We start from the raw sequence: 19,889 nt of genomic DNA on the forward strand, positions 1-19,889 counted from the left end.
TTTTTTGCAGCTCACCTTTTTTATTTGATTAGCGCTTGAAAAAAATAGCTTTTTATCTATTCATATTAATAACTAATATTTGGCGTTTAGATAACTTGTAATTATAGTAAATGCCACTTAATATGATATCAATCAGCTGCATGGGCTTTATTACTCACGGACGACTTAGGCGGATTATATATCATGCTTACTAATACCAATAATAATACCAATAATAATACTGATAAATTACTCAAATTAGACTTCAATGAAAACTCCTTAGGCATGTCAGACTCTGCCAAAGCAGCCATCATCAACGCCTTAGGCAGCGCTGCTCGTTATCCAGATAAACAGCGTAGAAAACTATTGACCAAAGTAGCCGCTATAAATGGCGTGCCTGAAGAACAAGTTCTATTGGGTAATGGGTCCATTGAGAGTATCAGGGCTGTCGTACAAATGCTGCATGACAAAGCATTAAAGACAAACGTAGCGTTCCAACTGGTCATTCCAGACCCAACCTTTGGGTGTGCAGCGCTGTATGCAGTTTCCCTTGGCGTACCAGTGGTAAAGGTACCGTTGACTACCGATAACTATGATTTTGACTTTGAAAGATTGCAGGAAGCTGCCGATGAATTTGCCGGTATCAGCCTGTTTTATCTTTGTAATCCCAATAACCCAACAGCAATCATTACCGCAACGGATAAGCTGAAAAATTGGATAAAAAACGCCCCAGAAAACCATTACTTCTTACTGGATGAAGCCTACTTTGGATATGTCACAGACCCAAGTTTTGAGAGTGGGGTTGAGTGGATAAAGCAGGAGTTGTCAGATAACCTGGTTGTCGTTCGTACCTTTTCAAAATTATTTGGGCTTGCAGGTTTGCGAGTAGGCTATGCGATTGCAAATCCGCAAACTATTTTAGAAATTGAATCCTTAATGTCTACGGATAATATTAATTTATCAGGTGCCGTTGCCGCGATAGCCACACTAGAAGATGAAGCGTTTTTGGCGCACAGTTTGCAAACCACCAATCAAGCAAGGCAGATGATGGAGGCGACACTCGATGAGTTGGGACTGCGTTATTTGCCATCGCAAACTAACTTTATTTTTCATGAAATTAAAGGCGATGTACAGACATATATAGATAGAATGAGGGAGCATGGCATTGCGGTTGGTCGAGAGTTTCCTTCTATCCCAAGTTTCAATCGTATCACGCTTGGTACGCCTGAAGAGATGACGGTTGTTATTGAAGCATTGAAGTTATTTCGGGAGAAAGGTTGGGTCTGACTGGTGGATTAAAGGATTAGTGGGTTAAAAAAGCTATTTTTACCTATTGAGAAAACTGCTGAGACAATGGCCTAAATAGTATCTGATGTTTGTTTGTGAGAACCCTTGTAATCAAATCCAATGCCACTTAATATGGCACCCATTAATCCCATAAATTACTTACCAATTAGGCTTATTACCCATTGTGCATACTCATAACTTACTAGAGTTAAACTCTAACGAAAACTCACTTGGCATGTCAGACTCTGCCAAACAAGCCATTCTAGACTCTTTAGATATCGGCTTTCGCTATCCAGATGATCAACGCGCTGCCCTCATTAGCAAAATAGCCGAGATAAATGGCGTGACAGAAAGCCAAGTCTCGCTAGGTAACGGCTCAAGCGAAAACATCCGAGCCGTCGTGCAAATGCTACAAACCAAAGCATTAAAAGACGGCAATCAATTCCAAGTGGTGGTACCTGATCCTACCTTCGCTTACGCAGAATTGTATGCACTCTCTCTCGGCGAGTCTGTTGTAAAAGTACCTCTGACAGCTGAAAACTATGATTTGGATTTTGACAACTTGCAAAAAGCCGCCGATGAGTTTGACGGTATCAGTCTATTTTATCTTTGTAATCCTAACAATCCAACGGCAACCATTACCGCGACGCATAAGCTGAAGGCTTGGATAAACAACGCCCCTGCGAACCACTATTTCTTATTGGATCAAGCTTATTCAGAATACATTACGGATCCAAGTTTTGAGAGTGGGGTTGAGTGGATAAAGCAGGAGTTGTCAGCGAACCTAGTCGTCATTCGTACCTTCTCAAAGCTATGTGCGCTAGCGGCTATGCGCATTGGCTACGCTATTGCTAGTCCACAAACCACCGCATCTATCGAAGCCTTTATGTCGATAGACAACACCAATTTGTCAGGTGCAGTTGCTGTGCTAGCGACCTTGGACGATGAAGAGTTCTTGGCACACAGTTTGCGCACCACCAACCAATCACGGCAAATGATAGAAGAGACGTTAGGTGAGCTGGGGCTGCGTTATTTGCCTTCACAAGCCAACTTTATTTTCCATGAGGTCACAGGTGATGTAAAAACTTACATCGATAGAATGCGAGAGCATGGCATTGTGGTTGGTCGCGAGTTTCCACCTATTGAAGGTTTCAGTCGCCTCACGCTTGGCACACCCGATGAGATGGCAGTGTTCATTAAAGTGTTAAAATTATTTCGCGAGAAAGGCTGGGTTTAGTTGATAGGCTAAAAGAGGCTAGCGAATACTAAACCAGCAGTATATGTCTCAACACTAATTCTAATCTTACCAACCATAAACGCAGTTTTACACATCTAATCTTCAATGACAGTCGTTTTTCTTATAGGATAAATCAGTGGCACAGCAAGTGATCTGAGATCAAAAAACCTATAAACCTGAATCACAAGGATATAAGAATGGATGTCAAAGCGTTATTCAAAAAAGGCATAGAAAAGCAACTACTGGACGTTGAAGACTATATTTTTACCCCCAAGCGTATGGATATGAGTGTCGATGAAGGCGAGCTGGCTTGCATCTTGAACAGTGATGGCAGTGTCAATATCTTCTATAGTAAGCACGGCATAACTGACGTTAGAGCCGCGGCTCGTAAGCATCCGTTTACTGACTTTGAGACAGAGTTACATCATGGGATATATGATGATGTTATCGAAGACTTGATTGATAGCGTAAATGAGATCATAAACAGTCATTCTAAATACTTTCGCAGCACCAAAGTCTTGCCGACAACTGCTCCATTACCAGATAGCTCAGTGATTACAGAAGCAGACAAGTAATAAGACGTCACTCTAAAAAACCTATCAATATTCACTCTTCATAAAGTTGTTATTTATATAAAAAAGACACCAAGCGCAGCGTTGAATAATGTGCTCTGTGTCTTTTTTAGTGAATTTACGCCTATGACTGCACAATGCTACCGTAGCAGCTCTGTAGCGATTTGGCGACAACTCTCGTGACCAGTTGTGCACGATACGCTGGGTCTATTGCTGCATTGCCCATATCAACGAGAGTTACTTGTTGCGGTGCTTGCTCACTGACGCAGCCACACACCTTACTTTGTATCGCTTCTTGTTGTGCATCTGTCATGGCAGCACTGGCAATGCGCCACGCACTTTGCTTTTCAATCTCGATGCGACACTGATTATCGACTGCCGCTTTGAATACGTTCATACCGATCTCGTTTGCAGTGCCGATAGCATTGCCAGTATTGTTGTTGACGCCGCCTGTGGTGGTACATCCAGCTAGGGCAAAAGTAGCAAGCATAGCGCTAGAAAGTAAGATTTTCTTCATGATTTAGTCCTTTAGTAAATGTCATAGTTTGGGTGTCAAGATATTCACAAGAATCTGTGATTATACATTTTTATAGCATTGACTCACATAACAAATAGCTAAGGCGAGGCCTATTTATGAGTTACCTTATCGGCGAGTAAATGAGTAAATGATTGATGCTAGAATTAAGTAAGCAAGTCTATCGATTATTCTAAGTTCTTAACAGATTGGCTAACCATGCGACCAACTCACGAGCAGGGGCGTCAATCAAGCACTGTGGACAATTAAGATAGGTCATGACGCAATCATTTAAATCGGTCAGCATATGTAATATGAGCCCTAATCCAATGATCCGATAGGGTTTCTTTAAAAACAACATGCCTACATAAACCAGCATCGCATAATAAGTATGCAATGGATGAAAGTTAATACTACAGCGATTGGGTGAGAAGATGGGGGTGGCGAATAGATGGTCTAAATCGACCAACATGGTGGCTAGCAATATCAAATAAACGCGTTTATAGTCGCTACGGAAAAACACATAGGCAATGATCAAAGGCATACCAAAGTGTAGGAAATAATGCACAAGCGTCTGAGTCATTGGTTTTCCGATTCAAAATAGGGCTCTGAGTGAATGCTATTTAACGATAATAAAACAAAAAATCCAGTTAAGAAAATCATCTTAACTGGATTTATTTGTATAGCACGAATATTTGGATTTAGATATTCTTACCATGCTGTTTTTGCTGAATGTCTTTTGCCAGATTGTAGCATTCGTTGATGTGGTCAGTCGCAATCTTTTTAAAGATCATATAACCCATGGTTGCTGCAACCATTTGCCCACCAAGCGGGATGAACTTGGTCACTTGTTTGGCAGCGATACGGCCACCGAAACCTTGCATGGTTTTTTTGATGATGCCACGTGTCGCCATTAAGCCAGCAAAGTCTACCGTACGGTCTTTTAGCGCTTGCCAGTGAATCGCGCGTGACTCTAGATCGACTGCTGACTCACGACCTTCAATTAGGCCAAAGCGTTCGCTAATATCAGGTAGCAGTTGGGTTAACATGCCCGCATCGACAGCCACATCAAAAAAAGGCACTGGTACGATAGCCACACCGGCAGAGTACTTGGCGCGTTTTTTGACCAGTTTTTGACATTCTTTTTTTACTTGATCTAAATCCAAGTTTGGATCGATGGTGTTTGGGAGTTTTTCAGCTGCTGGAGTGGTTTTCATAAAGCTTCCTTATCTAAGGTTAAATACAAAAATATTAATTTTATTAAAATAACAAGTCTTTCAGATGGTTACTATTTTATGGATTTATAGATGACATACAATCATTGCTTTGTAGCAAAATGCAGAAAAATACTATGGCTATGCAGAGTTTTTGTAAATTTAGAGCGGTTTGGTTAAATATAGCATTGTTTGATATTTTTTGGCGTAGCCATCTAATAGGTATAGTACGCTTCAAGCTTCAGCCCACTCATAAGCATACTCTCCAAAGCAATGTGATGCAATGATGAAGGCTATACCGAGACGCTATAAATTGCCATTGTGACCCTGCGACAAAGCCAGTAGAATACGCTCATGCTAAATTTGATTCCCCGTTATACTGGCACTCGCATTGACGAGTTGCCCGCCGCATTGCAACCCCTTGCCGCTCAATCAGTGACGCTTGCCAGGCTTTATGCTGGTCGCGGTATCACGACGCCTGATGAGCTTGAAACTGGACTGTCAGGTTTATTGCCCGCTGAGATGCTGCACGGTGTCACGACCGCAGTGCGTCTACTAGATGCGGCGATTGATGAGGCTCAGCGAATTTTGATCGTCGGTGACTTCGACTGTGATGGTGCGACCAGTACCGCGCTGATGATGCGTGCTTTGACTGCCATGGGCGCGGTCGTTGATTTCCTAGTCCCTGATCGCTTCAAATACGGCTATGGTCTGACGCCTGAGATTGTCGAGTTGGGCATTGAAACCTATCAGCCCGACATGATAGTGACGGTGGATAATGGTATCTCAAGTCGTGAAGGCGTCGCCCGTGCACAGGCTGATGGTATTATCGTCATCATTACCGATCATCACCTCACCACCAAAGAGACACCGCCTGCTGAGGCCGTGGTCAACCCAAACCAGCTTGATTGCAACTTTACCAGTAAGGCATTGGTTGGAGTGGGCGTGGCGTTTTATGTGCTGGGGCGACAGGCAAAGCTGCGCCGTGAGGCGGGCAAGTCCACTGTACAGGTCAGTCAATATCTCGACTTGGTCGCGCTTGGGACGATTGCAGACGTTGGCGTACTCGATAAAAACAACCGCATTCTAGTACATCATGGGCTGAACGCTATCCGACAGGGACGCTGCGGCCTAGGTATATTAGCACTGCTTGAGCAAGCAGGCCGTGACCCCAAGCAACTGCATGCGCAGGATTTTGGTTTTGTCTTAGGGCCGCGTATTAATGCCGCGGGACGCATGGATAATATGCGCATCGGTATTGAATGCTTATTGACGGAAGACTGGAGCACAGCTCAGCGTCTGGCGCAGGAGCTTGAGCAGCTCAACCGCACGCGCCGTCAGGTAGAAGGCGAGATGCGTGCGCAAGCGGATAGTATCGTGCAGGCGTTGGCTGCTGATGACTCTAACAGCAACTGTTCTGACGACAGCCATTCTGACGCCAATAATGATGAAATAATTAGCCATGCTCGCTCTGTTAACCATAAACCTAACAGCCAACCTAATAATAATAGCAATCGCAGTATTATTTTATATCAAGACGATTGGCATCAAGGCGTCATCGGTATCGTCGCTGGACGTCTAAAAGAAAGTCATTATTTGCCAAGTATCGTCTTTGCGCCAGCAGACACACAGCGAACGGGTGACGACGATGCGATTAAAGGCTCAGCACGCTCTATCGCTGGCGTGCATATCCGTGATGCGATTGAGCAAGTTGCTGAGCGCCATCCTGACTTAATCAGTCACTTTGGTGGTCATGCGATGGCAGCTGGCTTGACTCTTAAGCGTGGGAACTTCGATGGCTTTGTGCGTGCTTTTGATGAAGTCATGGCAGAGATAGATGATGAAGTGTTTGCCGAGCAAAAATTCACCGATGGGGCGCTACAAGCCAGTGACTTTAGCTTATGGTTCGCTGAGCATTTAGCCAATGCCAGCATTTGGGGGCATGGCTTTGCGCCGCCGATATTTGATGGAGTGTTTGAGGTGCTTAGCTTTAAAGTTTTAAAAGATAAGCATCTCAAACTTTCACTGCGCTATCCTGATGTGCAGTATCCGATAGAGGCGATTTATTTTAATTTTGATAGTGAAGTTTGGGACTATCGCGCTGAGCAAGTGCATGTATTATTTGAGCTTGACATCAACGAGTGGAATGGCAAACAAAGCTTGCAGCTGATGGTGAAGGATTTAGCAGTCGTTAAACCTTAATCCACTAAGCGGATAGACGGCAGATGCCAGTCGAAACGCAATGCCAACATACGTACCCAAAAAATAATACCGAGCATGATAAATTCATTGACGCCTGCATGCACACCCAAGTAATCCAGCAATAAGTACGCCACTGAGCCAACAATGCTGGCGGTGATATATATTTCACGCTGCAGTACCAGTGGTATCTGATTACAGATAATATCACGTAATAAGCCACCGATAATCGCCGTCCAGACGCCCATCATAATGGCAATCAGTGATGACATGTCTTGGTTCAAAGCTACTTTAAAACCGATAACGCTAAAGGCAGCAAGACCAATAGCATCAAACAATTTAACCGCTCTATCAATTTTATGATAAAGATGGAAAAAGGTCTGCAGGATAAGAGAGGTTGCCGTGATGACAAACATGTAGTTAAGATCTGTCATCCAAAATAGTGGATGGCGCTCCAGTGCCAAATCGCGCAAAGTACCGCCGCCAACAGCATTGGCCATGGATACTAAGATACAACCTGTGACATCAAAGCCTTTATGCTGCGCCAGTAAAGTACCGGCAATAGCGCAAGCAATCACGCCCACCATATCCAGTAGATACAATAAGATGTCAGGGAATATTAAATCATTAACCATGGTTATATTACCAAGTAGTGACCGTTAAAATGGATGGGTGCTTGAAAATTCTATAATGATTTGGAAGGCGTCGACTTAACATGAGAATGCTGTTTAGCCATCTTTTGCAAACAATATCAGTCCCAGCATAATCAGAGCGATACCAACCAGTCCCATCGCTGAAGGTAAAGCATTACCTAAGAGCAATATACCACCAATCAACGCAAATACCACTTCGCTGGCTTGGGTTGAGTCAACACCCGCAACTTCACTTGAAGTCTGTGCTTGCTCACGCGCGTACAAAAAGATGGTCGTCGCTGCAACCCCTGCCAGTAACGCGATAAGCAAGGTGTTAAATAGCTGTGAAGTATCGGGCGCTTCAGGTCGCACTATCATGCCCAAAAGCAACCAGAAAGGCAAACTACCAACAGTCATTAGCCATACTTTATTAAAGGCATTTTGCAATAGTGGCGTTTCGATGGTAGGAACGCGTGCGATGAGTGTTTGCAGTAAAGACTGAGGTTGGACAGCAAGGGAGTTGCTAGACTGCATGGTGTCAGTTTCGCTTGCTTGCTGCTGCATAGCATTGATTTTCTTGGCATTAAAAGAGACTTGCCAGACCAATTGGTTACCGATGGGATAGCTAAAAGCCGCTACTAACGCAGGCAATGCACCATAAAGCAGTACTTCTGCCATTGGCGCAGCATTGATATCGGCCAGAGCAGAGGCACGGAGGCCTTCGCTGACATTGACCAGTACCACACCAATGAAGACCAGTAGCGCGTAACCAATAAACTTTTTATCGAAGCGCTGGCCAAACGCCAGTAGCACGAGCAAGCTGGCGACGACAGTGAACATAAAAGTCGCGGCGACCACCCAACCTGCGACATGGTCAGCTGCATAGCAAATGCCAGTATAAAAAACCCCAAAGCCAATACTTCCGGTCACGCACCAAAATCGCCAATGCTGCCAAAAAATAGTCGCTAACTGTTTAATGCGCGCAAAGCCGTGTTGCTTAACGATAATGGCAGTGAGGATGAGCCACATAAATACATAACGTAGACTTGCAGACCAGAACCAATGGCCACCTGCTGCGCTCATGAGCTCGTTTAAAATAAAGGTTGAGCTAAAAAACGCGCCAGCCAATAAGCCCAGTAAAATCAGTCTGACCATTTTGCATCCTTGTAACGATTTTGAGGTGAGCAGCGATATTTATTTGTATTTTCTGCGCTCGTTATTTGCCTTTGGCATCTGCCCAAATGATTTTGTGCAGTTGCAATTGGAAACGCACAGGCAAAGCATCAGCCAACATCCACTCTGCAAGCTCTCGTGCCAGTACGGGCACGTCAGGGCTGGTTATTTCTTTACTAGTAGTGACATCCTCTGTAACATTGAACATCGGCGAAAACCAAACGGTACCGACGAGTTCATTTAGCTTATGCTCAAACAGCTTTTCTTTCGCCCAGTCATAATCGGTGCGATTCATAATGACAAACTTGATTTGGTCATGTTGAGTCAGGTAGTCGAGATTTGACCATAGGTTTTTATCTGCTTCGCCAGAGCTTGGGGTTTTGAGATCCATCACTTTACTGACGGCTGGCGGGACGTTTTCGACAGTGAGTGCGCCTGCGGTCTCAAGCGATATCTCATAACCGTCGGCCAGTAAGCGTTTCATAAGTTCAATAGCGTTTGGCTGGGCAAGGGGCTCGCCGCCAGTCAGACAGATGCGCTTACACGGGTAGCTTTTGATGATGTCGATAATGGCTTCTAACGACTGGCGCTCACCGCCACTAAAGGCGTATTCGGTGTCACAATATACGCAGCGTAGCGGGCAGCCTGTTAGGCGTACAAATATCGTTGGCAGACCTGAGGTCAAGGCTTCACCTTGCAATGAATAAAAAATCTCAGTCAGGCGAAGACCAGCTTCAGGATCAGTGACGGGGATGGTAGCGTTGCGTAAAGATAGCTCAGTCATAATATTTTCAAATACGGTTAAGGGTTGATAAAGCGTTTAAACATTTATCAACGAAGATAAGAGGGGAGCTCATTTTGATAGCAGGTATAAACACTTAGTGCTTATCTATAGTCATACCATTTCCAAAAATTAGAGTAACGCGGAAAACCTGCGCAAGCACTACACCTAGTAGGCTTAGCAAGTTTGACAAAGTTAATCGCACTTTTTGGGTTTGGTGTCAATTCGAAATAAAATCGATACATTGATATTGTCGTGCTACTGGTACAAATTTTCCTTGCTTGCTGTGCACTTCGCGCTGTTCGATGCTGCGCAAAATTTATCCCAGTAGCACTGTATCGGTTTTAAAGTGTATCAACTATATGCTTAAATACTGTCATGTTTAAATAAAAGAGAGATTATAACGTAAGCGCTCATATTAAACCCAAAAAGTCTCTGTCAGTACCATGGTCGCATATACAAACGTCTTAAGATTAGATGATACTGGCTCTGATGCTTATCAATGCGTCATGACTTCTCTGACAATATATTCGGCAATCGCTAAGGATGAGGTTGCACCTGGCGATGGTGCGTTACGAATATGGGTAATATTGCCCTGTTTTCTAATAACAAAGTCGTCCACTAAAGAACCGTCAGCCTCCATTGCTTGGGCACGGATTCCTCTGGTAGCAGGTGTTACGGAAACTTTCGCTAGAGAAGGTACATATTTAGCAGCTTGTTCGACGAAGTTCGTTTGACTCAACACCGTACGTAGCTCACGCATGGCCGCAGGCATATTTTTCGACGAAAATTTCCAAAAGCCTTTATAAGTAAGAAAATCATAAATATCTGCAGCATTATAATCTTTACCACTGTAGTTTTCACGACCCAAAGAGATAAATGCGTTTGGCCCTATAGTCATTTGGCCATCAATGCGCTTGGTAAAGTGGACGCCTAAAAACGGATAATTAGGATCGGGCACAGGATAAATCAAACCTTTGACATGGGCTTTGTAAGTTTCATCAATCACGTAATATTGACCAAAAAAAGGCACTATTTTGGGTGTTTCTGTATCACCTGAGCCAGCTGCTAACCGATCAGACTGTAAGCCGGCACAACTAATCACCTGATCGAAATCATTATCGTACCGTTCATTGTTTGAAGGACTACCTGATAAATGCACAGTAACCTTATTATTTTTCTCCGTTAAACGAACGACTTTTTTTCCGAGAATAATATGCCCGCCTTTTTGCTGAATCTCTTCAGCAATTTTTTTGGCAATATCCCCATAACTTACGATAGCGGTACGCGGAGAGTAGAGGGCTTTAGTACCAATACAATTGGGCTCAATCTCTTTAATCTCTTCGGCATTTAGCATGCGAACATCTGGCACCTGATTGGCGATCGCTTTTTGATAAATGCTCTCTAACCTAGCTTCTTCGACTACGTTTAATGCTACGACTACTTTTCCGCATTCATCATAGGCAATATTATTTTCTAAGCAATATTGTTTGACTAGTTCAGCACCTCGGCGACATAAGCGCGCTTTAAGACCACCAGGTTCATAATAAAGGCCAGCATGTACGACGCCAGAGTTATGGCTTGATTGATGCTGAGCTACGCCATCTTCTTTTTCAAACACTGTGACTTTAGATTCTGGAAAATCCAAAAGTAGTTGCCGTGCTACAGCAAGTCCATTGATGCCTCCCCCAATGATGGCATAGTGCTTGTTTATCATATCAATTCCCCTGATGAGCCGTTTGAAAGTAAATGATCAGCCGTTTAAAAGTAGACAGTAGGTAACGTATATAACCACCAATAACTTAGAAAAAAGCCGACTTGGCGTAAGTCGGCTTTTTTAAACTATATTTAACAGATTCTATATTTATGCCAGGCGTAATAGCTCATTCACTGAAGTTTTTGCACGGGTTTGTGCATCGACCTTCTTTACAATAATAGCAGCATACAGGCTGTGCGTACCATCTTCTGATGGCAAGCTACCTGGTACCACAACTGAGCCAGCTGGTACACGGCCGCGATGGATCTCGCCAGTTTCACGATCATAGATACGCGTAGATTGGCCGATGTAGACACCCATAGAGATGACTGCACCTTCTTCTACGATTACGCCTTCAACGATCTCAGAGCGCGCACCGATGAAGCAGTTGTCTTCAATAATAGTTGGGTTGGCCTGCAGTGGCTCAAGTACGCCGCCAATACCGACGCCGCCTGATAGATGGACGTTTTTACCGATTTGAGCACATGAGCCAACGGTTGCCCACGTATCAACCATCGCGCCTTGATCGACATAAGCACCAATGTTGATATATGAAGGCATAAGTACTGCACCCGCTGCGATATAAGAGCCTTTACGTGCAACAGCTGGTGGCACAACACGTACGCCAGCTTCTTTGAACTGTGCTTCAGTCCAGTCCGCAAACTTAGTGGGTACTTTGTCATAGAACTGCACATGTTCGCCAGCTGGTTGGACGTAGTTATCATTTAGGCGGAATGATAATAATACTGCCTTTTTTGCCCACTGATTGACGACCCATTCACCCTCTTTCTTTTCAGCGACACGCAAGCTACCATTGCCTAGTTGTTCAAGCACTTCATTAATGGCGTCGCGTACGTCTTGTGGCATAGTAGCCGGGCTGTAATCGTTACGGTTTTCAAAGGCTTGTTCGATGGTTTGTTGCAATGACATAAATATTCCTAATAGGCAGTGGGTAGGGGTAAATGAACGTGAACTTTATATTTAAATGAATCGTACGGCTTAGACTAAAAAATGGCTTGCTGTATTGTCATTAATTTAGCAAGTTTAGCAAACCATCACAGTAACCGCTACTTACTTAGATGATGTAGCCAGCTTAAGATATCTTGGTAGACCATGGTATGGTGCTGCTCGTGTAGAGGTTCGTGACGCATGTTAGGGTATAAGCGCGCGTCTGTTTTGTTAAATCCTTGCTTGTGCAAGTGGTTGATTATATTACGAATACCGCGCCCCATATTACCGATAGGATCGTTTTCACCGCTGACAAACAGCATCGGGAAGTCCTTGTTAATGGTACTTGCCCAACCTTTATGAACGCCTGCTTGCATTAGAGTGAATAAAGTTAAAAAGCCATTATTGGTAAAGTCAAAGCCTGTTAAAGGATCGGCTTCATAAGCTTCAATAGCAGCAGGATCTTCATTGAGCCACGCAAACTTCGAGGCAGAGATGCGATTATCAAGCTTGCTATTGAGTATCTTATTCATGAGATCGGCAAACACGCTATTGGGCTTTTTCGGTGAGGTTTTTGCTAGGATACCATTGATAGGTAATATCGCCTTTATCAAGGGATTGGCATCGGACGTACCCATCAAGATAGCACCAGCAAAATCTTGGGCATGATGCTTGAGCACCGTACGCACGATAAATGAGCCCATGGAGTGGCCCATGATAAAGTGTGGCACCTTTGGATGACGACGTTTTAAGGTGTCTGCCATGACGATGACATCCTTTAATAAGGTCTGTACTGGATGTTCGCTTGCAATAAAGCCAAGCCCTTCAGGTGTTTTTACCGTTTTTCCATGACCGAGCTGATCATAAGTGGCCACTGCTATTCCATTATCCGCTAAGAACTGTGCAAAGTCTGCATAACGACCGCTGTGCTCTGCCATACCATGGACTATCAGCAAGGTGGCTTTGACGTTGTCATCTTTTGGCTCAAAAAAACGATGATGTAGATAATGGATTTTGTCAGAGGAGATGATTTGCTCGGAGGTAAACATAGGCAATTCCTTAAATGGGTAATGATCTAAAAACTGGACTAACAATAGATAAGATAACGATAGATAAAATAAAGAGGTATCCGCTAAAAACGCTTATTATAAAGGGCTCTGATAAATGGTCTTACCCTCTTTGATTGTTTTTATCACTTTGATATCACGAATTTTATCGCTATCTACCGTCAATGGGTTGGCGTCTAAAATGACCAAATCAGCAAGCTTACCTTCGACCAAGCTGCCTTTGCTGTCTTCTTCAAAAAACTCATAAGCGGCATGGCTGGTAATGGCTTTTAATGCTTGATAGGGCGTGGCTCGCTCTTCTTGACCGATGATGTTGCCTGAGCGTGACGTGCGATTGACTGCTGACCACACTGAAAACAAAGGGTCTAATGGCGTTACGGTATCATCAGAATGGTTAGTATATATGATTCCCATTTTATCCGCTGTCGCAATTGGGCTTGAAAAGTAGGCGCGTTTTTCGCCTAAGTTTTGGACGTGCACATCGCCCCAAAAATAGGCATGATTGGTAAAGAATGACGGCAGCATATTGTACTTTTTAAAGGCTTGTAGCTGGTCGGGGCGCACAAACTGCGTATGAATGGGTACAATGCGGCGGTCTTTATCAGCGGCTTGTCCCGTCTCTTTAACCGCATGTTCGTGCGCTTTGAGAATCATATCGGTTGCGGCATCGCCATTATTATGGATAAATAATTGATTGTCACGCTGATAAGCATTTACAAACATCTCGTTCATCTCATCTTGACTGATGCTCGGCAGCCCTCGGCAATCACTCTTACAATCTGCAACTGGCGTCAGATAAGGCTCGGTAAAGTAGGCAGTTTTGCCTTGCGGTGAGCCGTCAGCGATGATTTTGGTGCCTTGCACTTTAAAGCCATTCTGATAGGTTTTCCATCTAAAGTTTTTATCCGCTAAGTTTTCATCCAAGTCGCTAACGCCTGCCAATGCTATCAAGTCAATTTTGAGCTTGCCTGCATCCGCTTGTGACTGGAAAAACTCAATAGCATCGCGCGTGGTTGAGCCATCATTGGCGGTGGTCACGCCGTTTTTGGCATAATAATCTTGAGTTTGCTCAAAGAACTGAGCTTGTTTGGGCGTCATTATCTGCAGCAGGTTGTACATAAACGGATACATTGCCGTTTCTTGTACCAAACCATTTGGCTCATTGGAGCCTGCCACTCGGGCGATATTACCACCAGCGGGCGCTTGGCTGTCAGCGGTGATATTCATAGCCGCTAAGCCTTTAGAATTGGCGACGCCCATATGACCACTGGTATGCTGAAGATAAACGGGATTATTTGGCAACACACTGTCGATCTCATCTTTGGTCGGATGACGCTCCTCGCTCAGTTGCGTCTCATCATAGCCCCATGCAAATATCCATTCGCCATCGGCAATGCTATTGTCCTCTTTGTAAGCTTTTAGCGTTTGCAGCATTTTATCTATACTATCGACATCACCGATGGGTGGTGGATTGAGGTTCGCTTGCCCCATGGTATTGGACACCAGTCCAAAATGGCTGTGCGGATCGATAAAGCTTGGTAGCAAAGTTTGGTTTTTTAAGTTGACTTGCGCAGCGCTTTTATACTTGTTTTGTGCCTCGGTTAGGCTACCGACATAGGCGATCTTGCCTGCTTTGGTCACTAAGGCTTCTACCATTTCTGGTTCATCGCTTGCCATCGTAATAATATCGCCATTGTAATAAACGGTCGCTTGGCTCGCTGCCGTTTGCGTCATTGGTTGATTTGCTGTTTGATTAACGGCTTGATTGGTCGTACAACCAATTATGCTCATCAACCCAAGGCTTAATAAAGTTGGTTTAGCCAACATGCTTATCGTCATTATTATTTCCTTAGTTATTTTTTTAGAAGTCGTTCCGTGAGTAGGGTCTTATTATAACAGAAGGGCATAAAGACAATATTTGCCTATTTCTGATGGAGATAAAAATTATTGAGCAAATTGTGGCTGCAATTTATGGGAATTTATGTCTAACGTTCAGCGTAAATAAATTAAAATGCCCCCAACATATGTTCTGATAAAGGTTTACAAAACGTGTGAATTTTGTTTAAATAATGTTTAATAATGTGAAAGTAGGTTTTGCATGGTGAAACAATCCTTGGTTTTTAGAGATAATTTTTATTATATTTACAATTACAGTAGATTTATGTTGAATAACAGATTCTGATTTAGGATGTTATTCAATGCAGATTTATCACTTATTATAATGTTATGATGAATGAGTGTTTTGTGTAACACTACTTTGTTCTATTTTATCAAGGAAGGAAAATATGAAATCTATCACCAAACTATCTCTAATCACGGCAATGATCGCGTCTAGTATGGCGTTCACTGCGTGCTCAAATTCAGAAAATGAAACGGCGAGCGTTGATGATTCAGCAGTCGCTGGTGAGCCAGAATCTACCGCGGCCACCGCTAATGATAAGCTTGATACTAAGTTTCTGACCATAGCGACAGGGGGCGCGTCTGGCCCTTACAATATTATTGGTACTTCCTTATCAGAAGTCTATGTCAAAACCTTTGGCGTCAACTCAAAAACCCAAACGACTGGTGCCTCAGTAGAAAACGTCAACCTACTAACCCAAGGCAAAGTTGATATGGTGTTGGCGCTGAGTGATGTGGTCACAGATGCGGTGGCTGGTGAAAACAACTTTGAGCAGCCGATAGATAATATCCAGCAAATTGCTGTCCTGTACCCGAACGTGGTACAAATCGTCACTACTCAAGGCTCTGGTATCATGAATATCGAGGACTTGCGCGGCAAGCGTATCGCTGTTGGCGATCAAGGCTCTGGAACTGAAGTGAATGCGCGTACGTTATTAGAAGGATTTGGCATTACTTATGACGACGTTACGGTTGATTACTTAGGTTTCGCTGAAGCAGCTGATGGTATGAAAGCGGGTAAAATTGAAGCGGCGTTCTTTAGCAGTGGTCTACCAAACTCGTCACTGATGGAGCTTGAGCAAGGTTTAGACTTGCAGTTGGTAACGATTAATCAAGATAAGCTCAATGAAATCATTGCGACCAAACCTTATTTCAAAACCTTTGAGATCCCTGTGGGCACTTATGGCAATGAAGCAGCGATTCCGACTGCAGCCATTATGAACGCCTTATTAGTAAGCTCTGATTTGTCTGAAGATGATGGCTATAAGCTGACGAAAACGTTATTTGAGAACTTAGAAGGCCTAAAAACTGCCCACCAAGCGGCCAATGACATTACTTTAGAAACTGCTAACGTAGGTATGGTAGCGCCCATTCATCCTGGGGCTAAAAAATACTATGACGAGCAAGCAGCCAAGTAGGTATCTATGGGTATTAACTGGCGCAGCACTGAGTGTGGCGTTGGTTTTTTTAATACTATGGATAACCTCATCACCTCAGTCTGTCATTGAAGTCAGGGTAGAGGAAGGTGTGGTATTTGGTGAGACTGATAAAAGTGTCTGTTATTTTGTCGAACCCAATTTTGAGCTACGCTGGATGCACTCAGTAGAAAAACAGTGGTGGGAGGAGCAGTATCAACGTGAGAGCGCTGGACTGCTATTGACCACCACTTATTTTGAGGCGTTCGGCGCCGGTACCCCCTCAACCGAAACATTGGCTGCAATACAAAAACCTGGATATCTGGGTTATCAAATCAATGAAAGGCTACCCAATTTGGATTGGGTAGTCTCAAGGCTCACCAAAGGTGAGATTAATTATGGCAACCGTCAGTTTTTGATTCATCAATGGCTGCCAGATTATTCCGCAGTCACTATTACGCCCAAGGCGTATGGTCTAATTGATAGATTAAAAAAGGACTTTTGTCATGAATTCTCAAGTGATGGATCAGGGCAGCGCGACGGCTCGACCAGATGATGATACTAGGCTGAACAGCACTGCTAGCTTGTCTGAGCAACCTGATATGGATAAGGCGACTGATGCTGAGACAGAAGCTCATAACCGAGCCATACTAGAAAAGTATGATCGAGAGTCAATTACCCGCAACATTACCCAAGGACCCGTAAAATACTTTATCGCAATCATTTGTATTTTATATTCTATCTTTCATTTGTATATCACCTTTAATCCCATGCCAGCACTGCTACAGCGTTCTGTGCACGTAGGCGTTGGGTTTGCATTAATATTTTTGATTTTTCCCGCCAGCAAGAAAAGCAGCCGCAAGCAGGTGGCTTGGTATGACTGGATTTGGTTTGCGTTGTCCTTATCTGGTATGGGTTATCTGATATATGAGTATCAAGACATCGTTACCTCGCGTGGCGGCATGGCCAATCAGGTCGATGTCATATTTTCTATCATCACCGTGATTTGTGTGCTTGAAGGCAGTCGTCGGATTACGGGCTGGATTTTGCCTATACTGGCATCGATATTTTTGGCTTATCCGTTTGTCAGTCATTTAGATTTTATGCCTGATCGGCTTCTCACACGTCCTTATGATATGGGTGATATTTTCGGTCAGTTATTTTTAAAGACGGAAGGTTTGTATTCTGTGGCGATTGGTGCCTCGGTTACTTTCATCTTTTTGTTTATTCTATTTGGCGCCTTTTTATCGCGTTCTGGAATGGGGCAGTTGTTTAATGATTTGGCACTCGCGCTAGCGGGTGACAAAAAAGGCGGCCCTGCCAAGGTAGCGGTCATCTCAAGTGGGTTTATGGGTAGTATCAATGGCTCAGCCTTGTCAAACGTCGTCAGTACGGGCGCATTTACCATCCCGCTGATGAAAAAGGTTGGCTACGAAAAAGACTTTGCAGGGGCAGTAGAGGCGAGTGCCTCAGTGGGCGGGCAGATATTGCCACCCATCATGGGCGCCAGTGCTTTTATCATGGCAGAGACTACAGGTCTGCCCTATAGTACGATTGCGCTGGCAGCATTATTACCAGCGGTGCTGTACTATTTAGGGGTCATTGCACAGGTGCACTTTCGTGCAGGGCGCCGCGACCTAAAAGGTATCGCCAAAGAGAATTTACCACAAGTAAAAGCGGTGCTAAAAGCGCGCGGTCATATGCTGCTGCCGATTGTGTTTTTGATTTATTTATTGATTGAGAACGTACCAGTAGGCTACGCTGCTGCTTATACCATTGGCTTCACAGTCGCCATCAGTATGATACGCAAAGAGACCAGAATGGGAGTTGCTGATATTTTGGGCGCTCTTGAAGATGGCGCTCGACAGTCGCTCGCCGTGATGGCAGCTTGTGCGGTGGTTGGCGTTATTATTGGTGTTGTCAGCTTGACCAGTTTTGGTACGGTGATGACTTCCTCTATCGTGACGCTTGGTGCAGGATCATTATTCCTTACGCTTATTTTGACGATGCTTGCATCGATGGTATTGGGCATGGGGCTACCGTCTATTCCTGCCTACATTATTACGGCAACCATGGCTGCACCAGCTCTAGCAGGGTTTGATATTCCGATTTTATCAGCGCATATGTTTGTGTTTTATTTTGGTATTTTTGCCAATATTACACCGCCTGTGTGTTTGGCAGCCTTTGCGGGCGCGGGTATCTCAGGTGGCGATCCGATGAAGACAGGATTTTTATCATTAAAACTGGCACTGGCTGGATTCATCGTGCCCTTTATGTTCATCTATAGTCCCACTATGCTGATGATAGACCCAACTGGTTTGGCCGTCACTGCCAAGGACTTCCCGCTACCGCCTGTGATGGATATCATAACGGTAGTATTGACTTCGGTCACTGGTGTCATTGCGCTAAGTGCCGCGTTAGAAGGGTATTTTAAAGGTGCAATGAACCCACTGACTCGTGTAATACTGGCAGCTGGGGCTTTATTACTGATTTATCCTGAGATTACGACTGGTATAGTAGGCGCGGTGGTAGTCGTCATTATTGCGTTATTTAATATAAAAACAGCCGAGAAGCCAACGCCTACTTTAACGGTTTAAAGCGTTAGATATCTATATTAAGAGGTTGGTTAATGTCAAAAGGGTGAGTAACAAAATCTGTTACTCACCCTTTTGACATTCTAAGCTTGAAAACTGGACTCTAAAAACAGCCACTAGCGTTTAGCCACTCTTTTATATAGGCCCTGCGCAAGCGCTTTCACGATTATTGCCTGACTTTGTACAAAGCCATTGTACTTGGGCAAGTCATCGTCCATATCGCTGGCACGGCGATTATAAAACAGATGCATGGTCGGCTCAGGCAATGCAGCTATATCAGGGTAGTTGGTGGTCGGTACCAAGATGAGGCTGCCACCCAATGCCATCTCTATGCTGGGTTTATTACAGCGCGTACAAAGCCCGCGGCTAATATTTGGCGGGAGTTTCCAGCGGCGAAATTTGGTTCTGATGAGGTTTAACTGACTCACATCTGACTTAAGTAAAATCGTCACATCATTATAAGCTTGGCCTGTGAATTCTTGGCAAATACTGCAGTGACAGATAAAGCGGCCAATGGGGGTATTGTTAATCATATAAGTATTGCTAAAACAGTAGCAAGAGCCTTCTTGTGGGATAAATTTGCTGCTCATTGGTCAGTCCTTTTTTAATAGGAAGTAAGAGT

General features: G+C 44.1%; 18 protein-coding genes. 7 read left to right on the forward strand and 11 right to left on the reverse strand.

All coding sequences use genetic code 11. The features are described from left to right. Window positions 1–183: 183 nt before the first annotated feature. The 3 genes from JMX03_RS04760 to JMX03_RS04770 all read left to right on the forward strand — a co-directional run bounded on the left by JMX03_RS04760 (window position 184) and on the right by JMX03_RS04770 (window position 3,078). Window positions 184–1,266, forward strand: coding sequence for a pyridoxal phosphate-dependent aminotransferase (locus JMX03_RS04760; RefSeq protein WP_201594873.1), 1,083 nt, complete (start codon window positions 184–186; stop codon window positions 1,264–1,266). A gap of 184 nt (window positions 1,267–1,450) precedes the next feature. After that, window positions 1,451–2,503 (forward strand): pyridoxal phosphate-dependent aminotransferase, encoded by a 1,053-nt coding sequence (locus JMX03_RS04765; RefSeq protein ID WP_227695318.1) that lies wholly within the window; start codon window positions 1,451–1,453, stop codon window positions 2,501–2,503. A gap of 197 nt (window positions 2,504–2,700) precedes the next feature. Beyond that, a complete protein-coding gene (locus JMX03_RS04770) occupies window positions 2,701–3,078 on the forward strand; it encodes a hypothetical protein (protein WP_201575195.1) in 378 nt (125 codons plus the stop codon). 121 nt (window positions 3,079–3,199) lie between these two features. Here JMX03_RS04770 and JMX03_RS04775 read toward each other — a convergent pair whose 3' ends face one another. The 3 genes from JMX03_RS04775 to JMX03_RS04785 form a co-directional block, all read right to left on the reverse strand. Further along, window positions 3,200–3,592: a hypothetical protein gene (locus JMX03_RS04775; protein WP_201594875.1), complete on the reverse strand. Its 393-nt coding sequence runs from the start codon at window positions 3,590–3,592 to the stop codon at window positions 3,200–3,202. A gap of 190 nt (window positions 3,593–3,782) precedes the next feature. Beyond that, window positions 3,783–4,172 carry a DUF6122 family protein gene (locus tag JMX03_RS04780; protein ID WP_201594877.1) on the reverse strand — a complete coding sequence of 130 codons (390 nt, stop codon included), beginning with the start codon at window positions 4,170–4,172 and terminating at the stop codon, window positions 3,783–3,785. Between the two features lie 118 nt (window positions 4,173–4,290). Beyond that, on the reverse strand, window positions 4,291–4,806 hold the full coding sequence (locus JMX03_RS04785; protein ID WP_201575193.1) for a hypothetical protein: 516 nt from the start codon (window positions 4,804–4,806) through the stop codon (window positions 4,291–4,293). Between the two features lie 351 nt (window positions 4,807–5,157). On the opposite strand from JMX03_RS04785, the gene recJ reads away from it, so the two are divergent. Further along, window positions 5,158–7,005 (forward strand): single-stranded-DNA-specific exonuclease RecJ, encoded by a 1,848-nt coding sequence (gene recJ / locus JMX03_RS04790; protein ID WP_201594879.1) that lies wholly within the window; start codon window positions 5,158–5,160, stop codon window positions 7,003–7,005. Here recJ and JMX03_RS04795 read toward each other — a convergent pair. From JMX03_RS04795 to JMX03_RS04825, 7 genes are all read right to left on the reverse strand, one after another. Continuing rightward, on the reverse strand, window positions 7,002–7,637 hold the full coding sequence (locus JMX03_RS04795; protein WP_201594881.1) for a trimeric intracellular cation channel family protein: 636 nt from the start codon (window positions 7,635–7,637) through the stop codon (window positions 7,002–7,004). The genes recJ and JMX03_RS04795 overlap by 4 nt on opposite strands. A 93-nt stretch (window positions 7,638–7,730) precedes the next feature. Then, window positions 7,731–8,789 carry a multidrug resistance efflux transporter family protein gene (locus tag JMX03_RS04800; RefSeq protein WP_201594883.1) on the reverse strand — a complete coding sequence of 353 codons (1,059 nt, stop codon included), beginning with the start codon at window positions 8,787–8,789 and terminating at the stop codon, window positions 7,731–7,733. Window positions 8,790–8,850: 61 nt separating this feature from the next. After that, window positions 8,851–9,591, reverse strand: coding sequence for a 7-carboxy-7-deazaguanine synthase QueE (gene queE, locus JMX03_RS04805; RefSeq protein WP_201594885.1), 741 nt, complete (start codon window positions 9,589–9,591; stop codon window positions 8,851–8,853). A 496-nt stretch (window positions 9,592–10,087) separates the two neighbouring features. Then, window positions 10,088–11,305, reverse strand: coding sequence for an L-2-hydroxyglutarate oxidase (gene lhgO / locus JMX03_RS04810; protein WP_201594887.1), 1,218 nt, complete (start codon window positions 11,303–11,305; stop codon window positions 10,088–10,090). Between the two features lie 147 nt (window positions 11,306–11,452). Further along, window positions 11,453–12,274, reverse strand: coding sequence for a 2,3,4,5-tetrahydropyridine-2,6-dicarboxylate N-succinyltransferase (gene dapD, locus JMX03_RS04815; protein ID WP_201594889.1), 822 nt, complete (start codon window positions 12,272–12,274; stop codon window positions 11,453–11,455). Window positions 12,275–12,411: 137 nt separating this feature from the next. Then, window positions 12,412–13,341, reverse strand: coding sequence for an alpha/beta fold hydrolase (locus JMX03_RS04820; RefSeq protein ID WP_201594891.1), 930 nt, complete (start codon window positions 13,339–13,341; stop codon window positions 12,412–12,414). Window positions 13,342–13,437: 96 nt separating this feature from the next. After that, a complete protein-coding gene (locus JMX03_RS04825) occupies window positions 13,438–15,198 on the reverse strand; it encodes an amidohydrolase (RefSeq protein WP_227695321.1) in 1,761 nt (586 codons plus the stop codon). A 446-nt stretch (window positions 15,199–15,644) separates the two neighbouring features. On the opposite strand from JMX03_RS04825, the gene JMX03_RS04830 reads away from it, so the two are divergent. Genes JMX03_RS04830 through JMX03_RS04840 form a run of 3 tightly spaced genes read left to right on the forward strand, consistent with a single transcriptional unit; the run spans window position 15,645 to window position 19,270 of the window. Further along, window positions 15,645–16,676: a TAXI family TRAP transporter solute-binding subunit gene (locus JMX03_RS04830; protein WP_201575185.1), complete on the forward strand. Its 1,032-nt coding sequence runs from the start codon at window positions 15,645–15,647 to the stop codon at window positions 16,674–16,676. Next, window positions 16,654–17,229, forward strand: a complete 576-nt coding sequence (locus JMX03_RS04835) for a DUF1850 domain-containing protein (RefSeq protein WP_201594893.1) — start codon at window positions 16,654–16,656, stop codon at window positions 17,227–17,229. The genes JMX03_RS04830 and JMX03_RS04835 overlap by 23 nt, the downstream gene beginning before the upstream one ends. 46 nt (window positions 17,230–17,275) lie before the next feature. Then, window positions 17,276–19,270: a TRAP transporter permease gene (locus JMX03_RS04840; RefSeq protein WP_201577414.1), complete on the forward strand. Its 1,995-nt coding sequence runs from the start codon at window positions 17,276–17,278 to the stop codon at window positions 19,268–19,270. 113 nt (window positions 19,271–19,383) lie between these two features. Here the strand turns inward: JMX03_RS04840 and JMX03_RS04845 are convergent, their stop codons facing one another. Beyond that, entirely contained in the window at window positions 19,384–19,857 is a 474-nt protein-coding gene (locus JMX03_RS04845) for a GFA family protein (RefSeq protein ID WP_201594895.1), read from the reverse strand. Window positions 19,858–19,889: the final 32 nt, after the last annotated feature.

Origin of the sequence: Psychrobacter fulvigenes (genome assembly GCF_904846155.1) — a bacterium.
In the GTDB taxonomy this organism is placed as follows: domain Bacteria; phylum Pseudomonadota; class Gammaproteobacteria; order Pseudomonadales; family Moraxellaceae; genus Psychrobacter; species Psychrobacter fulvigenes.